General features: G+C 64.3%; 18 protein-coding genes. 2 read left to right on the forward strand and 16 right to left on the reverse strand.

The window, feature by feature from the left end; all coding sequences use genetic code 11:
* Window positions 1–70 precede the first annotated feature (70 nt).
* A complete protein-coding gene (locus AB7G19_RS31265; protein ID WP_085403973.1) occupies window positions 71–985 on the forward strand; it encodes a DMT family transporter in 915 nt (304 codons plus the stop codon).
* Here the strand turns inward: AB7G19_RS31265 and AB7G19_RS31270 are convergent.
* From AB7G19_RS31270 to AB7G19_RS31345, 16 genes are all read right to left on the reverse strand, one after another.
* Window positions 964–2,022, reverse strand: a complete 1,059-nt coding sequence (locus AB7G19_RS31270) for a YeeE/YedE family protein (RefSeq protein WP_085403958.1) — start codon at window positions 2,020–2,022, stop codon at window positions 964–966. The genes AB7G19_RS31265 and AB7G19_RS31270 overlap by 22 nt on opposite strands.
* A gap of 2 nt (window positions 2,023–2,024) precedes the next feature.
* Window positions 2,025–3,029: a quinone oxidoreductase family protein gene (locus tag AB7G19_RS31275; RefSeq protein WP_085403959.1), complete on the reverse strand. Its 1,005-nt coding sequence runs from the start codon at window positions 3,027–3,029 to the stop codon at window positions 2,025–2,027.
* Between the two features lie 180 nt (window positions 3,030–3,209).
* Window positions 3,210–4,541 carry a phenylacetate--CoA ligase PaaK gene (gene paaK, locus AB7G19_RS31280; protein ID WP_085403960.1) on the reverse strand — a complete coding sequence of 444 codons (1,332 nt, stop codon included), beginning with the start codon at window positions 4,539–4,541 and terminating at the stop codon, window positions 3,210–3,212.
* Window positions 4,542–4,587: 46 nt separating this feature from the next.
* Window positions 4,588–5,037 carry a hydroxyphenylacetyl-CoA thioesterase PaaI gene (gene paaI, locus AB7G19_RS31285; protein ID WP_085403961.1) on the reverse strand — a complete coding sequence of 150 codons (450 nt, stop codon included), beginning with the start codon at window positions 5,035–5,037 and terminating at the stop codon, window positions 4,588–4,590.
* A gap of 55 nt (window positions 5,038–5,092) precedes the next feature.
* On the reverse strand, window positions 5,093–6,175 hold the full coding sequence (paaE, locus tag AB7G19_RS31290; protein WP_085403962.1) for a 1,2-phenylacetyl-CoA epoxidase subunit PaaE: 1,083 nt from the start codon (window positions 6,173–6,175) through the stop codon (window positions 5,093–5,095).
* Between the two features lie 2 nt (window positions 6,176–6,177).
* A complete protein-coding gene (paaD, locus tag AB7G19_RS31295; protein ID WP_085403963.1) occupies window positions 6,178–6,681 on the reverse strand; it encodes a 1,2-phenylacetyl-CoA epoxidase subunit PaaD in 504 nt (167 codons plus the stop codon).
* A complete protein-coding gene (paaC, locus tag AB7G19_RS31300) occupies window positions 6,675–7,451 on the reverse strand; it encodes a 1,2-phenylacetyl-CoA epoxidase subunit PaaC (protein ID WP_085403964.1) in 777 nt (258 codons plus the stop codon). The genes paaD and paaC overlap by 7 nt, the downstream gene beginning before the upstream one ends.
* Window positions 7,451–7,738, reverse strand: coding sequence for a 1,2-phenylacetyl-CoA epoxidase subunit PaaB (gene paaB / locus AB7G19_RS31305; RefSeq protein ID WP_014496929.1), 288 nt, complete (start codon window positions 7,736–7,738; stop codon window positions 7,451–7,453). The genes paaC and paaB overlap by 1 nt, the downstream gene beginning before the upstream one ends.
* A 10-nt stretch (window positions 7,739–7,748) precedes the next feature.
* Complete coding sequence (gene paaA / locus AB7G19_RS31310; RefSeq protein ID WP_085403974.1) at window positions 7,749–8,741, reverse strand: 1,2-phenylacetyl-CoA epoxidase subunit PaaA; 993 nt, start codon at window positions 8,739–8,741, stop codon at window positions 7,749–7,751.
* Between the two features lie 75 nt (window positions 8,742–8,816).
* Complete coding sequence (paaX, locus tag AB7G19_RS31315; protein WP_085403975.1) at window positions 8,817–9,683, reverse strand: phenylacetic acid degradation operon negative regulatory protein PaaX; 867 nt, start codon at window positions 9,681–9,683, stop codon at window positions 8,817–8,819.
* Window positions 9,684–9,885: 202 nt separating this feature from the next.
* Window positions 9,886–10,656, reverse strand: a complete 771-nt coding sequence (locus AB7G19_RS31320; protein ID WP_085403965.1) for an esterase/lipase family protein — start codon at window positions 10,654–10,656, stop codon at window positions 9,886–9,888.
* Between the two features lie 201 nt (window positions 10,657–10,857).
* A complete protein-coding gene (locus tag AB7G19_RS31325) occupies window positions 10,858–12,144 on the reverse strand; it encodes a DUF445 domain-containing protein (protein WP_085403966.1) in 1,287 nt (428 codons plus the stop codon).
* Between the two features lie 163 nt (window positions 12,145–12,307).
* On the reverse strand, window positions 12,308–12,763 hold the full coding sequence (locus AB7G19_RS31330) for a phasin (RefSeq protein ID WP_085403967.1): 456 nt from the start codon (window positions 12,761–12,763) through the stop codon (window positions 12,308–12,310).
* Between the two features lie 202 nt (window positions 12,764–12,965).
* On the reverse strand, window positions 12,966–13,559 hold the full coding sequence (locus AB7G19_RS31335) for a GNAT family N-acetyltransferase (protein ID WP_063984735.1): 594 nt from the start codon (window positions 13,557–13,559) through the stop codon (window positions 12,966–12,968).
* Entirely contained in the window at window positions 13,556–14,638 is a 1,083-nt protein-coding gene (locus AB7G19_RS31340) for a PHA/PHB synthase family protein (RefSeq protein ID WP_085404377.1), read from the reverse strand. Before AB7G19_RS31340 ends, AB7G19_RS31335 begins: the two co-directional genes overlap by 4 nt.
* Complete coding sequence (locus AB7G19_RS31345; RefSeq protein WP_085404378.1) at window positions 14,635–15,018, reverse strand: hypothetical protein; 384 nt, start codon at window positions 15,016–15,018, stop codon at window positions 14,635–14,637. Before AB7G19_RS31345 ends, AB7G19_RS31340 begins: the two co-directional genes overlap by 4 nt.
* A gap of 164 nt (window positions 15,019–15,182) precedes the next feature.
* Between AB7G19_RS31345 and AB7G19_RS31350 the strand changes: the two genes are divergently transcribed.
* The gene (locus AB7G19_RS31350) at window positions 15,183–16,097 is read left to right on the forward strand and encodes an alpha/beta fold hydrolase (protein ID WP_085404379.1); all 915 of its coding nucleotides are present in this window, start codon (window positions 15,183–15,185) and stop codon (window positions 16,095–16,097) included.
* Window positions 16,098–16,207: the final 110 nt, after the last annotated feature.

Consider the following 16,207-nt stretch of genomic DNA (forward strand, 5'->3'; position numbering starts at 1 on the left):
CGATCTGGCACTTTTTCAGGTGCCACTCCGGATGCTATCCGCCGGACTGGACTGCTTCAAGGATTTTGCGATGAACTCCCTCTCCTCCCGCGCGGCCGTCGGCCTGTTCCTGATCGTCGTGCTGGCCTGGGGCGTGAACTGGTCGGTGACGAAGCAACTCGTCCAGTTCCTTCCGCCACTATGGACTTCGGCGATCCGGAGCTGGATCGCGCTGGCCGGATTGTTCGTGATCCTCGGGCTGAGCAACAATCTGATGATCCCGGAGCGGCGCGACATTCCGGTGATCCTCAGCGTCGCGCTGCTGCACATGACGGTGTTCTCGGTTCTGGTTGCGGCCGGTGTGCGCTTCCTGCCCGCAAGCAAGGCGATCGTGCTCGGCTACACCACGCCGCTCTGGGTCGCGATCGCCGCGCCCTTGCTGGGGAAGGATACGCTGACGGCGCCCAAGCTCGCCGGCGCCTTGCTCGGGCTGATCGGCCTTGCCGTGATCCTGAACCCCACGTCGATCGATTGGACCAATACCAACGTCCTGCTCGGGGCCGGCATGGTCGTCCTGGCCGCGATGTCCTGGGCCGCGAACATCATCTATATGAGCGCGCATCGCTGGATTGCATCGCCGCTCCAGCTCCTGCTCTGGCAGGTGCTCGTGGCGACGATCGTACTGACGGGATCGGCTGTTATCATGGAGGGCCCGCCGCACGCGGAATGGTCGTGGAAGCTCGTGCTGCTTTTCCTGTATTCCGGCCTGATCGGAACGGCGCTGGCCTATTGGGCGATGTCGATGGTCAACAAGAGCATCTCGGCCCTGACGACGTCGCTCGGCACCACCGGGACGCCGCTCGTTGGCATCGCCAGCGCGGCGATCCTGCTGGGCGAGCCGATCGACATGAGCCTTGCCGTCGCGGCCGGACTGATCGTCACCGGCATCGGTCTTGCGACGCTGGGCGACCGGCTGCTGCGCGGTCAGGCCACCGCGAGCGGCTGAACCCGCAGTGCGCCGCGCAGGCCGGCCGTCGTGCCGAGCAGGATGCCGGCGACCGCGACGAACGAGCCCAGAGCGAGCGTCGATACGCCGGTGAGCCCCTGCCCGATCGAGCAGCCGAACGCCATCACGCCGCCGATCCCCATCAGCGCGGCGCCGCCGGCAGACCGCAGCATGTGGCGCGGCGAGGAATAACCTTCGAGGTGGAAACGGCCTGTGGCGAGCGCGGTGACAAGGCTGCCGGCGAGAACGCCGGCCACGGTAGCAATGCCGAAGTTGAGCGTCAGACCGGTCGAGAGCATGGCGTATTGCAGGCTATCGGCAATCGGCGCGACGAAGGTGAGCGAGGTCACCGGGACCGGATTGAAATCGTCGGCGCCGAGATAGCCGGTGACGAACCAGCCGCTGGCGACCAGGAGGCCAACGACGACACCGGCTGCAATCTGGCCGGGCGAACGCCGGAACGCCGGGTGCGCGAACGCAAACAGGATCAGCGCAACGACGATTACGGCAGCGCCCAGCGCGCGCGATGCCGCTTCGCCGGGGCCGAATGTCGCCAACAGTGACGGCAGCGAATTGGCGTTGACGGTCGTTTGCGAGGCCTGAAGCAGCGCGATGCGCGCCGGCGCGATCAGGCCCTTGAGCGTCATCTGCGCGGCGATGGCGAGCACGATCACGACGACGAAAGAGCGGAGATTGCCGCGGCCGAGCAGCACCAGCGCCCGCGAGCCGCAGCCGTTCGACAACACCATGCCGTAGCCGAACAACAGGCCGCCGAGGAACAGCACCGGCACTGAAAAGGATTGTTGCAGATAGATCGACTTGCCGAGATCGACCATGCCGCTACCGGCAAGGAATTGGCTCGCAGCAACCGCAACAGCAATCGCCATCGCAAAGGTTCGCACCAGCCGCCCGTCTCCTTCGACCAGCCAGCCGCGCATGCTGCTCATCAGGCAGAAGCCGCTGAGCAGGCCCACGGCGCCATAGATGAGCCCGATGACGAGGCCGGCAAGGATGACGAGTTGGATGGACGAGTCCATGATCAAGGCTTCAGGATCACGCGATCCCGCGACGAACCGGCGACCGCGACATAGGCCTCCTTGGCGCGCTCCAGCGGATAGACGGCATTCGCCTTGATCGGAAACGGTTTCAGGTGCCCGCTCGCAAAGCCGGGGCCGAGGTCGCGCAGCACCGCGCCGGTCGCGGCCGAGGACAGCCCGAGCGTGTCGATGCCGACATAGGTGTGTTGCCCGCGGTAGAATTCGAGGATGTTGAACTGCACGATGCGGTCGATCGCGGCGATCAGGATCTGGCGGCCGCGCAATCCGAGCGATTTGTGCGCGGCCTGGAAATAGGGATCGCCGACCGTGTTGAAGACGATGTCGGCCCCCTTGCCGCCGGTCAGTTCGCGCACGCGCGTGGCGGCATCGGTCGCCGAGGCGTCAATCACCTCGATGGCTGCGTTGGCATGGCCCTCATAGGCTTCCGCCTTGCGCACCACGCCGATGACGCGCGCGCCCTGCCACGTCGCGATCTGGACCGCGGCCTGACCGACCTTGCCGTTGACGCCGAACACCAGCACGGTTTCGCCGGGCTTTGGAACGCCGGCGCGGCGAAAGCCTTCCATCGCGGTGACGAAGGGCACGCCGACGCCGGCGGCCTCCTCCCAGGACACCGTCTTCGGCTTCTCCACCACGGCGTCGGCTTCGACGACGAGATGGCTGGCATGGGTGCCGTCGCGGCGGATGCCGAGATCGCCGGAGGAGCCGAACACCTCGCGGCCGATCGTATCGGCCGGCCCGTCAATCACCACGCCGGCATAATCGCGGCCGGGCGTGCGGGGGAAGACCGCATAGGGCATCAGCCCGGTCGCGGCCTTCACATCGGAGGGGTTGACGGCGGCGGCCTTGATCTCGATCAGGAGGTCCTTCGGACCGCGCGTGAGCATATGACGCTCGATCAGCGGCGCGATCGCCGCAGCATTATCGGCCTTGGCATCGAGGCGGACGCAGTGCGCTTCGACGGTTTTGCGATCGGCTGATGACATCGAAAGACCCACGATTTCTCGCGGGCCTTGTCGCCTTTGGGACCGGTCAAGTCAACCGCCTCCCCTCATCCTGAGGAGCCGCGCGAGCGGCGTCTCGAAGGATGTGGGCCCGCGCTGCAGCATCCAGGCCTTCATGGTTCGAGGCGCGCCTTTGGCGCTCCTCACCATGAGGAGCGACGGCTAATCCTTCGGCCGCTTGTCGTAGAGGCGTTTGGCTTTGCCGAGCGAGCGCTCCAACGTGGCCGGCGCGACCACCCGCACGTTGGAGCTGACCCCGATCGTGTTCTTGATGTGGGTCGAAATGCGATCGGCATGATCGACCAACCCCCGGCCGTCCCAGCTTTCCGGCCGCGCCTCGGCAATGATGGTCAGCTCGTCCATGCGGCCTTCGCGGGTGAGTTCAAGAATGAAATGCCCGCCGCACCAGTCGGTCGCAAGCAACACCTCCTCGATCTGGGTCGGGAACAGATTGACGCCGCGCAGGATGATCATGTCGTCGGAGCGGCCCGTCACCTTCTCCATCCGCCGCATGCCCGGCCGCGCCGTGCCCGGCAGCAGCCGCGTCAGGTCACGGGTGCGATAGCGGATCACCGGGAAGGCTTCCTTGGTCAGCGAGGTGAAGACCAGCTCACCCTTCTCGCCGTCCGGCAGCACTGCGCCAGTCTCCGGGTCGATCACCTCGGGATAAAAATGGTCCTCCCAGATGTGCAGGCCGTCCTTGGTCTCGATGCATTCCTGCGCAACGCCTGGACCGATCACCTCCGAGAGGCCATAGATGTCGGTCGCGTCCATGTCGAAGGCGTCCTCGATCTCGCCGCGCATCGCGTTGGTCCAGGGCTCGGCGCCGAAGATTCCGACCTTGAGCGAGCACTGGCGCGGGTCGAGCTTCTGGCGCTTGAACTCGTCGAGGATCGCCAGCATGTAGCTCGGCGTCACCGTGATGATGTCGGGTCGGAAGTCGTTGATGAGCTGCACCTGCCGCTCGGTCATGCCGCCGGAGATCGGCACCACGGTGCAACCAAGTTTTTCGGCGCCGTAGTGCACGCCCAATCCGCCGGTAAACAGGCCATAACCATAGGCGTTGTGGATGATCATGCCCGTGCGGCCGCCGGCGGCGCGAATCGAGCGTGCCATCACCTCCGACCAGGTGTCGATGTCGCGTTGCGTATAGCCCACCACGATCGGCTTGCCCGTGGTGCCGGACGACGCATGCACGCGCACCAGCTTTTCGCGCGGCACGGCGAACATGTTGAAGGGATAATTGTCGCGCAGATCCGTCTTCACGGTGAACGGGAATTTCGCGAGATCGGAGAGTTCGCGAAAGTCGGACGGATGCACGCCGGCCTTGTCGAAGGCCTGGCGGTAATGCGCGACGTTGTCGTAGGCGTGCTTCAGCGACCAGGCCAGCCGCTGCTTTTGCAGCACCATGATCTCGTCACGTGAGGCGCGCTCATGCGCGTCCATCTCGGCACGATAGGCGTTGCCACCTTCCTTGAGCCTCGTCAGAGCCATCCTCGTTTCCCCACATTGGTTGGTTCTTTTTATTGGTTGGTTCTTTTTATTGATCTTGCGTCGGCAGCCACGTGCCGGGAATGACACGCGAATGCCCCCGGAATTCCGCGATGACGGTGTCGCCGGCTGTCACGCGCACGTCGTAGATGCCTGAGCGTCCGCCACGGCTGACCTCGCGCGCCCTTGCAACGAGGCGGTCACCAAGCTTGCCCGGCTTGATGAAGGTGATCTGGCCCTGTGCCGCCACGACACGTTCATTGTGCGAATTGCAGGCAAACGCGAAGGCGGAATCGGCGAGCGTGAAGATGAAGCCGCCATGGGCGATGCGCTGGCCGTTGACCATCTCCGGCCGCACATTCATCGCCAGCGTCGCAAAGCCCGGACCAATCTCGACGATCTCCATGCCGAGACCCTTGGAGGCATCATCCTCGGCCCACATCGCGTCGGCGCAGGCGCGGGCAATATCCTCGGGCGACAGGTTGGCTTTGACGTTCACGCGCTTCTCCCGGCCAAATGTTTGGCCACAATGCTCTGCTGCCCGGCCATAACTGTCAAACGTGATCGTAATCGACCACGACCCGCTCCGACGACGGCTTGGCCTGGCAGGTCAGGACGAAGCCGGCCTTCAATTCCCAGGGCTCCAGTGAATAGTTGATGTCCATCGGCGCCTCGCCCTCGACCAGCTTGGCGCGGCAGGTCGAGCACATGCCACCCTTGCAGGCGAAGGGCAGATCGACGCCGGCGCGCAGCGCGGCATCGAGGATCGCCTCGTCCTCGGCAACCGGCACGTCGCGGCGCTTGCCGTCGATGATCAGCGAGGCGATCGCCTTCGGCGGCGCGTCGGGTGCAACGATCTTCTTCGGTCGCGGTTTGCCGCCGAATTCGGAGACGAAGCGCTCGACGTGGATGCGCTCTTCCGCGATGCCGAGATCCCTGCAAGTCACCTCGATCTCCTCGCTCATGCCAAGGGGACCACAGATGAAGACATGATCGACACTCGCGGCCGGCACCAGGGAACGCAGCAGCACTCTCACCTTATTGCCGTCCAGCCGGCCATGCAGGATCGGGATGTCCTGCTCCTCGCCGGAGATGACGTGGAAGATCGAGAGGCGATCGATGAAGCGGTCCTTCAGCTCCTCGAGTGCCTCCAGGAACATGATGTTGTCGGTGGCGCGGTTGCCGTAGAACAGGAAGAAGCGGCTGTGCGGCTCGCGCGCAAGCACGCCCTTGACGATCGACAGGATCGGTGTGATGCCGGAGCCCGCGGCAAAGCCGACATGGATGCGTCCGCTATCTGCCGGCGGGATCACGCCGAAGCGCCCGGTCGGCGTCATGACGTCGAGCTCGTCGCCGCATTTGAGTTCATCCGCCGCCCAGTTCGAAAATGCTCCGCCGTCAATCTTCTTCACGGCAATGCGGATCTCGCCATCGTCAGGACCCGAGCAGATCGAATAGGAGCGCCGGACTTCCTCGCCATCGAGCATGGTGCGGAGCGTGAGGTACTGGCCGGGCGCGAAAGCGTAGTCGCCCGCGAGTTCGCCGGGGACCGCAAAGGTCATCGATACGGCATCGGCCGCCTCGCGGCGGAGGTCGTTGACGGTCAGGCGATGAAAGCGCGGTGCGGCTGCGGACATGATCAATGACACTTGAAATAATCGAAGGGTTCGCGGCAGGCCTTGCAGCGCCACAGCGCCTTGCAGGAGGTCGAGCCGAATTCGGACAGCAGCTCGGTCTTGTCAGAGCCGCATTTCGGGCACGCGATGGCCTGCTCGCCGAACAGCGCGCGGCGGGAGCTTGACGCCTGCGGTGGCGCGATGCCGTAGGCGTGCAGCTTGCGGCGGCCCTCCTCGCTCATCCAGTCGGTGGTCCAGGCCGGCGACAGCACGGTGCGGACTTTTGGCTGGCGAAAACCGGCGCGCTCCAACGCAAGCTCGATTTCGAACGCAATCATGTTCATGGCCGGGCAGCCCGAATAGGTCGGGGTGATCGCGACCTCGACATGATCGCCGTCGAGCACGACATCGCGCAGCACGCCGAGATCGGCGATGGTCAGCACCGGGATTTCGGGGTCAACGACGCCCGCCGCGGCGTCCCAGGCGCGCCGGCGCAGCTCACTGTCGCGGTCCAGCACTGTCACCATGTCAGCCCCGGAAAAGTACGCTGCATCGACTGAAGCTCGGACAGGAGATGACCGAGATGCTCGCTGTGGCGGCCCACGCGGCCGCCCTGCTGCATCCAGTCATTCTGCGGCAGTGTGAGTGTTGCTTCGCTGACGACATCGGAGAGCGTCTTCAGCCAGCGACCGCGCAAGGTCCCGGGATCAATCGCGATACCGGCATGGATCAGGGCGCGCTCTCCGTCATCGACGGCGAACATCTCACCGGTGAAGGCCCAGAGGTGATCGATCGCGGCCTGCGCCCTGGCGTGACTCTCACCGGTGCCATCGCCGAGCCGAATGATCCATTCGGAGGCGTGGCGCAGATGATAAGCGGTCTCCTTCTCGGACTTGGCGGCAATGGCCGCGAGCGTCGTATCGCGCGAATTCATCATCGCGCGCCAATAGAGGTCGGCGAAGGCAGAATAGAAGAACTGCCGCACCAGGGTCTGGGCAAAGTCGCCATTCGGCTGTTCGACCAGCAGCAGGTTGCGGTACTGCCTGACGTCGCGCAAATAGGCGAGCTTGTCCTCGTTGTTGTCCTTGCCTTCGGTTTTGGCTGCGTAGGTGTAGAGTTCACGCGCCTGGCCGATGAGATCGAGCGCGATGTTGGAGAGCGCCATGTCCTCTTCCAGCATCGGCGCATGTCCGCACCATTCCGACAACCGATGACCGATAATCAGCGCATCGTCGGCGCGGCGCAGCGCGTAGAGCACCAGCGGTGTTTCCGCGACCTGGATGTTGGCCACAAGCATCACATGTGCCCCACTTCTTCCGGCACCTCGTAGAACGTCGGATGCCGGTAGATCTTCGATTCCGCCGGCTCGAACATCATGCCCTTCTCGGCCGGATCGCTCGCGGTGATCGCGGTCGACGGCACGACCCAGATCGACAGCCCCTCGCCGCGCCGGGTGTAAATGTCGCGCGCGGCCTGCAGGGCCATGGTGGCATCGTTCGCATGCAGCGAGCCGACATGCTTGTGCGCGAGCCCGTTGCGGCTGCGAATGAAGACTTCCCACAGCGGCGTGTTTGGCGTGGCCATCGTGATCTCCTTATTCCGCGGCTTGTGCGGTCTGACGCCGCGCCCGCTTTGCGGCATAGCTAGCTGCCGCCTCACGCACCCAGGCGCCCTCATCGTGCGCCTTGCGACGCGCGGCGAGCCGATCGCGGTTGCAGGGGCCGTTACCGGCCAGCACCTGCTTGAATTCGGTCCAGTCGATCTCGCTGTAGCGCCAGTGGCCTTCGGCGTCCTGCGTCATGCCGGGATCGGGAATGGTGAGGCCGAGATATTGCGCCTGCGGCACGGTGGCATCGACGAACTTCTGGCGCAGCTCGTCATTGGAGAAGCGCTTGATCTTCCACTTCGTCGATGTGTCGCTGTGCTGGCTCGTCGCATCGGGCGGACCGAACATCATCAGCACCGGCCACCACCAGCGGTTCAGCGCATCCTGCGCCATCGCCTTCTGCTCATCCGAGCCGCGGCACAGCGTCAGCATGATCTCGTAGCCCTGGCGCTGGTGGAACGATTCCTCCTTGCAGACGCGGATCATCGCGCGTGCGTACGGGCCGTAGGAGCAACGACACAGCGGGATCTGGTTCATGATCGCGGCGCCGTCGACCAGCCAGCCGATGGTGCCGATATCGGCCCAGGTCAGCGTCGGATAGTTGAAGATCGAGGAATATTTGGCCTTGCCGGCAAGCATGGCGTCGACCAGCTCTTCGCGCGAGGTGCCGAGCGTTTCGGCGGCGGCGTAGAGATAGAGTCCGTGGCCGCACTCGTCCTGCACCTTGGCCAGCAGCGCCGCCTTGCGGCGCAAGGTCGGCGCGCGCGTGATCCAGTTGCCCTCAGGCAGCATGCCAACGATTTCGGAATGGGCGTGCTGGGAGATCTGGCGGGTGAGCGTCTTGCGATAGGCCGCCGGCATCCAGTCGTTCGGCTCGATGCGCTCCTCGGCATCGATGCGGGCCTGGAACTGCGCAGCCTTCGCCGCATCCTCGAGACCGCGGTCGTCGGTCTCGGCCGTATTCAGCGCCTGGGTATACATGCGCATCCTCCCGTTTATTGGGAGGCAATATATAACAAAAATTACTTCATGCAATATATTTCTGTAACATATAAATCAGACCTCGAACCTCCGCTCCAGGAGCTTTCGAGCCGGCGGCAGTGGCCCCTTCTCATTGGTTCCATGGCTATCAAGCCATTGTTCCGACGGCGCAAGCAGCGCGCGATAGACCTCGCGGCAGACTTCACGTGCTGCCCTGCCAGGCCAGTCGCCGGGCAGCAGGCTCTCGGGCAGCAGCGGATCGCGCAACACGACGCGGCGGTAGTAGTGGATCAGCAGGATCCGCGCGGTGAAGGCGTCGGCCTCGGACAGATCCGCACCGCGCGCGATAGCGGCACGGAGCGGCTCGAACGTCTTCATGAACTTCAGATAGGCGTCGGCGGTGCGGTCCAGCGGCCAGCTCGCGCTGAGCAGACGGCGCCCGCTGTCATCTTCAGCCGAGACTTCGAGACGGATCGCCCCGGCAGCCTCGTCCGGCACCGGCACGCCTGATGGCGCGACCCACACGCCGGGCAGCGGACTGCCGAAGCCGGCGTTGCGCAGCGCTTCGCGCGAGACGTCGCGATCCTCGCCGTTGCCGATCAGGAGCAGCTCGAAGCGCCCGGTCCAGTCCGACGATGGCGGATCGTAGATGTGGCGCGTGGCGGCCTCGAAGGTCTGACTTCCCTTGTCGGCCAGGCGATAAAAACTGTTACGGCCAACCTTTTCGCGCATCAGCCAGCCATCGGCAGCAAGGCGCGACATCGCGGTGCGCACCACGCCGGCATCGATGTCCAGACTCTCGAAGAACTCCAACAGCGTGCCGAGCCACACCGAGCCGCCGCGCGGCACGATGGCGTCGCCAAACACGGTGATGACGATGGAGCCCGTGCGTGACGGCTCACGCTTGAGCTGGTCGATGATGCGGGACAATGGATGCGCCATGCGCGAGGCATAGCGCGTTTGGTGCGGGCGCGACAATGGACGGGGGCGACAATCAAAGCGAGAGCCGGGCTCGATCCTTCGAGACGGCGCTTCGCGCCTCCTCAGGATGAGGTCTGATCGCTTTCGCGCGGCGTCACTAGCTCTCAGTCCTCATGGTGAGGAGCGCGGCAAAGCCGCGCGTCTCGAACCATGCAGGCCGCGCTTACCGATGCGGATCGGGATAGATCATGCTGCGCCAGCCGCTGCGGTCGAACGGCCGCCACTGGCCTTCCTTCTGCGCGAGGCGGTCGGCGACCGCATAGACGGCTGCGGGATGATGGCCCATGCCGCAATGGCTGCTCTCGACCTCGATGCTCTCGGTCTGCGCGCCCGTCTTCTCCATACAGCCCTGCCAGGCGCAGACGCCGTCGGTGCGGCTGAAGACGGCGGTGGTCGGCACCGGCGGCGGGACGGCGAGCTCGCCGCCGAACTGCGGATCGACCTCGTCGGACTTCCGGCCGCTCGCCCATTCATAGACGCGCCAGGCATTGGTCGAACGGGGATCGCCCGCGAAGGGGCTGCCGAGCGTGATCACCTGGCGCACGCGCGCCGGCATCATCTTGGCGAGCTGGCGCGCATAGAGGCCGCCGAGGCTCCAGCCGACCAGACTGATCTTGCGGCCATGCTTGTCGCTGAGCTCCTGCACGAGATCGACCATCGCATGCTGCACGCCCTCGCGCAGGCCGTAGTTGCGGCCCTGGCGCCAGCCGCTTGCCGCGTAGCCCTTGCTGGTCAGAAACGAGCGCAGCGCGCGCGTCGACGCGTCGGAGGCCACGAGGCCCGGGAACACCAGCACCGGATGCCCATCGCCGCGGGGCGCAAGGCTCAGCAGCGGCAGTGCGCCGAGGAATGCGCCGAACTCGTGGATCGCGCGCCCTTCCAGGAACATCAAGGTGCGGGACGGCGGACGCAGCGTCTGGGCAGTAGCAGTCATCAATGGTCCCCTGGGCAGAATTGCTGAAAAGGCTACCGGTTGCGATGCCGGCAAATGGGTATGAATTCCAACACTCCGGCTTCTCGAACGTTCCGCAACGCAGCATGAATCAGCTAGGCGGCCGATGCCCGACATTCAAGCGGGTGAAACCCAAGGCGACAATAGGCCCGCGCGTGAATGCCAGCGTCCGTGACGCAAAAGTCACAACCACCGAAGCAGGAATTCTACGGAGTAGAGAGCAAGACCTGCGAGCCCGCCGATCAGCGAGCCATTGAAGCGGATGTATTGCAGGTCGCGGCCGATGTTGATTTCAATCAGCGAAATCAGCTGCGCCATATCCCACGCCTTGACCTGGTCGGAAATGAAGGTCGAGACGCCGCTCTTCTGATCCGCAACGAAGCTGCGCAGCACCGCCACCAGACCCTTGTTGATCTCGCCGCGGAGCTCGGCATCGCCGGCGAGCGCCTCGCCCGCGGCGACGAACATCCCGGCGAGATGATGCTGCAGCACCTGCGTCTCGCCGCTCGCGCTGCGCTCGATGAAGGAGCGCGTGTTGGCCCAGACGGTGCGGGCGAGATCGGCAAGCTCGGGCCGGGCGAGCAGATCGCGCTTCAATCCGTCGATGCGGTCGATATAGGCCTGATCGGTGCCGAGCCGGTCGACGAAGCCCAGCACCATGCGATCGAATTCGCCGCGAAACGGATGTTTGGGATCGCTGCGCACCTCGTTGAAAAAAGCCGTGGCGGACGCCACGATCTTGTTCACCAGAAACTTGTCGGCGCGATAGAGCCTGAGCAGGGTCGGCAACTCCGCGCGCACCTTCTCGCGGATCATCGCCATCGTCTCGGTCTGATTCAGCGTCTCGTGCATCACGCGCAGGAGATCATCGAACAGGATCTGATGCCGCCCTTCCGCGACGAAGCCGCGCAGCGTGCCGGCCGCGAGCGGCGCAAGGTCGATCGCCTGGAGCTGCGAGGACATGCGGCGAATGATGAAGGTCATCAGACCCGAGCTTTCCGTCGCGGAGACGGCCTCCGGCAGCAGGCGCAGCGCGAAACGCGCGAGATCATCGCTGCGCTTGCGGTCGCGCAGCCAGTCGGCGACGAAGGAGCCGAAATCGATCTCCCTCAGCTTGGCCTCGACGGGGCGGGCCTCGAGGAAATGCACCTGGATGAACTCGCCGAGCTTGTCGGCGATGCGGGCCTGATTGCTCTGGATGATCGCGGTGTGCGGGATCGGCAGGCCGAGCGGCCGCTTGAACAGCGCGACCACCGCGTACCAGTCGGCGAGCCCGCCGATGGTCGCAGCTTCTGCGAAGGCCGCGATGAAGCCGAACACGGGATGCACTGGCAGAAGCCATTTCGCAACGACGAACAGGGCAAGCGTCGAGGCCAGCACCAGCGTCGCCAGTGCTTTGACGCGGCGAAGCTCCGCCGCGCGTTCGGCGTCACCGGGGGTGTCGAAGGAGAAGGTAGCGGGCGGGGTCATCACTGCATCACCCTACTCGTCATTGCGAGCGAAGCGAAGCAATCCAGAGTCTTTCCACGGAGACGGACTGGATTGCTTCGCTTCGCTCGCAATGACGGCAGCGCAAAAAACAAAGGCCCGCCGAAGCGGGCCTCAAATTTCAGTTTGTACTCAGGGTGCCGTATCAAGCGGTCTTGGTGTAGACCTTGGCAAAGTTGTCCTGAGCGGACTTCGCACCGTTGGCAGCGAGCTTGCCGACATAGTCGGCGGTCGCCTTGGCGCGCGAGACGAAGACTTCGCCGCGGGCGCGGAGCAGGCTCGACTGGATCTCGACGGCTTCGCTGACCGACTTGGCGGACGCGAGCTTGTCGATGCCCGAGAAGAACGCCTCGGCGTCTTCATAGATCGCCTGCTGGATGTTGCGGCTGATCTTGCCGGCCTCGGTGACGGACTCGGTCACCGCGTTCTCGACGGCGGCGGTCACGCGCTCGGAGCCAGCGAACACCTCGGCAGCACGGTCCTTGGCGGTGTTGGCGGACTTCTTGACGAAATCGCGAGCGGCCTCGGGAACTTCCAGGTTCTGGATGTTCTTGAAAGCGTCCTTGAAGCCCTCGAAGGCAGTGTTGGTTTCGGTGGTCATGGGGTTCTCTCCATCCTCATTGGGTTGAGCTATGGGCTCACCCCGTCCTCATTGGCCCGGGGCACGGCTTGTATGACATAATTAATGGTGCGATGCAATATTCGTATTGCACTGCGATATCACGAAATCGTGAAAAGCCTTAATGGAAGGCAATTTGCCGCCTCCCTGGCCAGACGGGTTCCGGATAACGAGCCGGCCGCCCCTAATGCTGGACGGCACCCGGCAGCCCATAGGCCTCCATTTGGGCCTGCACCTGCGCAATATTGTGCCCGAGCACGACAATGTCGTGGGTCTTGCCGTCGACGTCCCGGACATGGTCCCGCAGCAGCGCCTCGGCCTTGAAGCCGAGGCTCTCGAACAAGGCGATCGCCGCCTGCTGGTCGACCGTCATCTGGACCGAAAGCTTTTCCAGGCCGGCGCCGAGCGCGAGCGCAAAGGTCTCCTGCGAGAGCGCCCGCCCGACCCCCTTCCCGCGCACGTCGAGGGAAACAACCATCCGGATCTCGCCGACATGGGGCGACCAGGAATGCGGATCGCGCACCAGCGTGCCGCAGCCGACGACCTTGGCGTCCCTGACCGCGAGCAGGCTGGTAATCGCGCCGCGCTCGATCTCCTTGACCCAGGCCGAGAGCACCTTCGGCTCGCTGATGTTGCGCGGCAGGAACAACAGATCATGGGTCGGCAGGCCCTTGCCGAAGGCCAGCATCGCGGCCTCGTCCGCAGGCGACATCAGGCGGATCTCGATATCGCCAGCGTCGGTCTTGACCTGACGCGGATAGGAACGCTGCTCACTCATGTCGATCTCTTCCCCAGCCAGGAATCCAGTTTCGGCCACAGCCGTTTCACAGCGTTGGCGCCGGCGACAAGCGAGACGTGACCGCCCTTCAGCATCACCTCTTCCTTGTCATCGGATCCGATCTTCGCGATCAGGTGTTTTGCGGCGTCATACGGCACGATGTGATCGTGCTCGGCGACCGCATGCAGGAACGGCACCTTGATGTCTTCGAGCTTCGCCGCGCGGCCGCCGACCGACATAGTGTCGTTGAACAGTTTGTTGTCCCACATCAGATCCTTGGTGATCGTGCGGAAATACTCGCCCGCAAGCGGCAGCGTGTCGGTCGCCCAGCGGTCGAACATGCGATACGATTTCACGAACTCATCGTTCCAGATGTTTTCCCAAAGCTGGATCTGGCTCGCCGTGCGCGAGGCCGGGCGCAGCATCTCGAACGAGGACAGGATCATCTCCGGCGGCACGTTGCCGACGCTGTCGACGAGGCGGTCGACGTCGAAATAGCGGCGGTCGGAGAAATTGGAGAACAGCTTCATCTCGCGAAAGTCGATCGGGGTGGTGAAGCAGATCAAATTCTTCATCGGCCCGTCCTTGTGGATCGAGCCGTAGAGCAGCGACAGCACGCCGCCGAAGCAATAGCCGATCACCGAGACGTCCTGCTCGCCGGAATCCGCCTGCACGCGGCGGACACAATCCGGGATGAAGTCGAGGACGTAGTCCTCCATGCGCAGGCTCTTCTCCTCCGGCCGCGGCGCGCTCCAGTCCAGCATGTAGACGTCGTAGCCGCGCTTGAGCAGGAACTCGATGAAGCTCTGACCAGGCACGAGATCGAGGATGTAGCCACGATTGGTGGTCGCCATCACGATCAAGACCGGTACGCGGTAGATCTCGTCGGACATCGGCCTGTAGTGATAGAGGCTCATGGTGCCGCGCGAATGCAGCACGTCCTTCGGCGTCGAGCCGAGCGAAGGGCCCGAAGTCGAGAAATATTCGACGCCCTTGATGCTGCGCTGGATGGCGCGCTGCACCTCGGACTGGATGCGATCCGGGATCGATGCGAGATCTAGTCCGGTGGCTGCATTCATGTCTGCTCTCCGCCCTCGGACGGCGGGCGCCTGGTGCGCGGCGGTCGCAATGCCGTATCGGAGCCCTGAGATACGCCGGAACGTGCCGCCATCTGGCTCAGCATCCACTTGATCTCACCGATCTGGCCTTCGATGGCTTGCAACCTTTCGGCAAGGCCAGTGACCTGATCGCGGCTGGGCAGGTTCATGGAGACCAGATATTTTTCCATGAGCTCGCCGAGTTGCTTCTGAGCACCTGCAGCAACCCCTCCCGCGCGGTTCATCGCCTGTGAAAACTCGGGCGACGACATGGCCTGGTTGGCGAAGGAGTTGAACCCCTTCTCCATCTCACCAACCATCTTCTGCCACATGGCGACGGGGTCATTGGTCTTGTCGGTCATCGGCGTCCTCCTGATATCGAGAGCTGCGATGCCCTTCTTTTTTCGCCATACCACACCGTTGCGAGGGAGCGGTCAACCGGCAGGTCGCGCGGTGCGGCGCACACGGCTTCTTTGCGGCGGCAAACCGTGCGATACAGCATCGATCAGCAGGAGGGAACGCGCCCGTGACCACCCATCAGCCGCCCCAGAGCATCCGCGCCAACGGCATCGACATCTGCTACGAGATCTTCGGCAACGACAATGCCGAGCCGCTACTGCTGATCATGGGGCTCGGGGCGCAGATGATCCACTGGGACGATGCGTTCTGCGAGCAGCTCGCCGTGCATGGCTTTCGCGTGATCCGCTTCGACAATCGCGACATCGGCAAGTCGAGCCATCTGACGGGCGGCAAACGCCTGACGCCGCTCGAGCTGCTGAAGCTGCGCTTTCTCAAGATTCCCGTCGCCGCGACCTACAAGCTGATCGACATGGCGAAGGACACGGTCGGCCTGATGGATGCGCTCGGCATCAAGTCGGCGCATCTGGTTGGCGCCTCGATGGGTGGCATGATCGCGCAGGAGGTGACGCTGTCGTTTCCAGAGCGCGTGCGCTCGCTCACCTCGATCATGTCGACGACAGGCAATCCGCGCGTGCCACCGCCGACACGCGAGGCCTCCGCGATGCTGATGGCTCCGCCGCCGCAAAGCAAGGAGGAGTTCATCGTCCGCTTCGGCGAGACCTGGAAGGTGCTGCGCGCCGGGTCCTTTCCGGAAGAGGAAGCGCTCGACCCCGATCGTGCCGAGCGCGTGTTCGCACGCGGCCTCAATCCGGCCGGCGTCGGCCGGCAGCTCCGCGCCGTACTCGCCTCCGGCAGCCGCAAGGAGCGGCTGCATGGCGTGAAAACACCGACGCTGGTCATTCACGGCACCGTCGATCCGCTGGTGCGGCCCGAAGGCGGCAAGGACACCGCAGAGTCGATTCCCGGCGCAAAGCTGTTGATGATCGACGGCATGGGCCATGCGCTGCCGATGCGCTTCTGGCCCGACATCATCCGCGCCATCGACAAGCACGCTCATGGGGCGGCGGCGCAGGCGGCGTAAACGCGACCGGTCTCCTCGCGGTGACCATGTGAGCTTCCGGTTACTCTCTTAACGTGAGCCGGCGCGAAAGCTATACAGGCCTCCCTCAATCGCAAGACAGAGGCTGCGGC

The organism is Bradyrhizobium sp. 215_C5_N1_1 (assembly GCF_052075935.1).
Classification (GTDB): Bacteria; Pseudomonadota; Alphaproteobacteria; order Rhizobiales; family Xanthobacteraceae; genus Bradyrhizobium; species Bradyrhizobium barranii.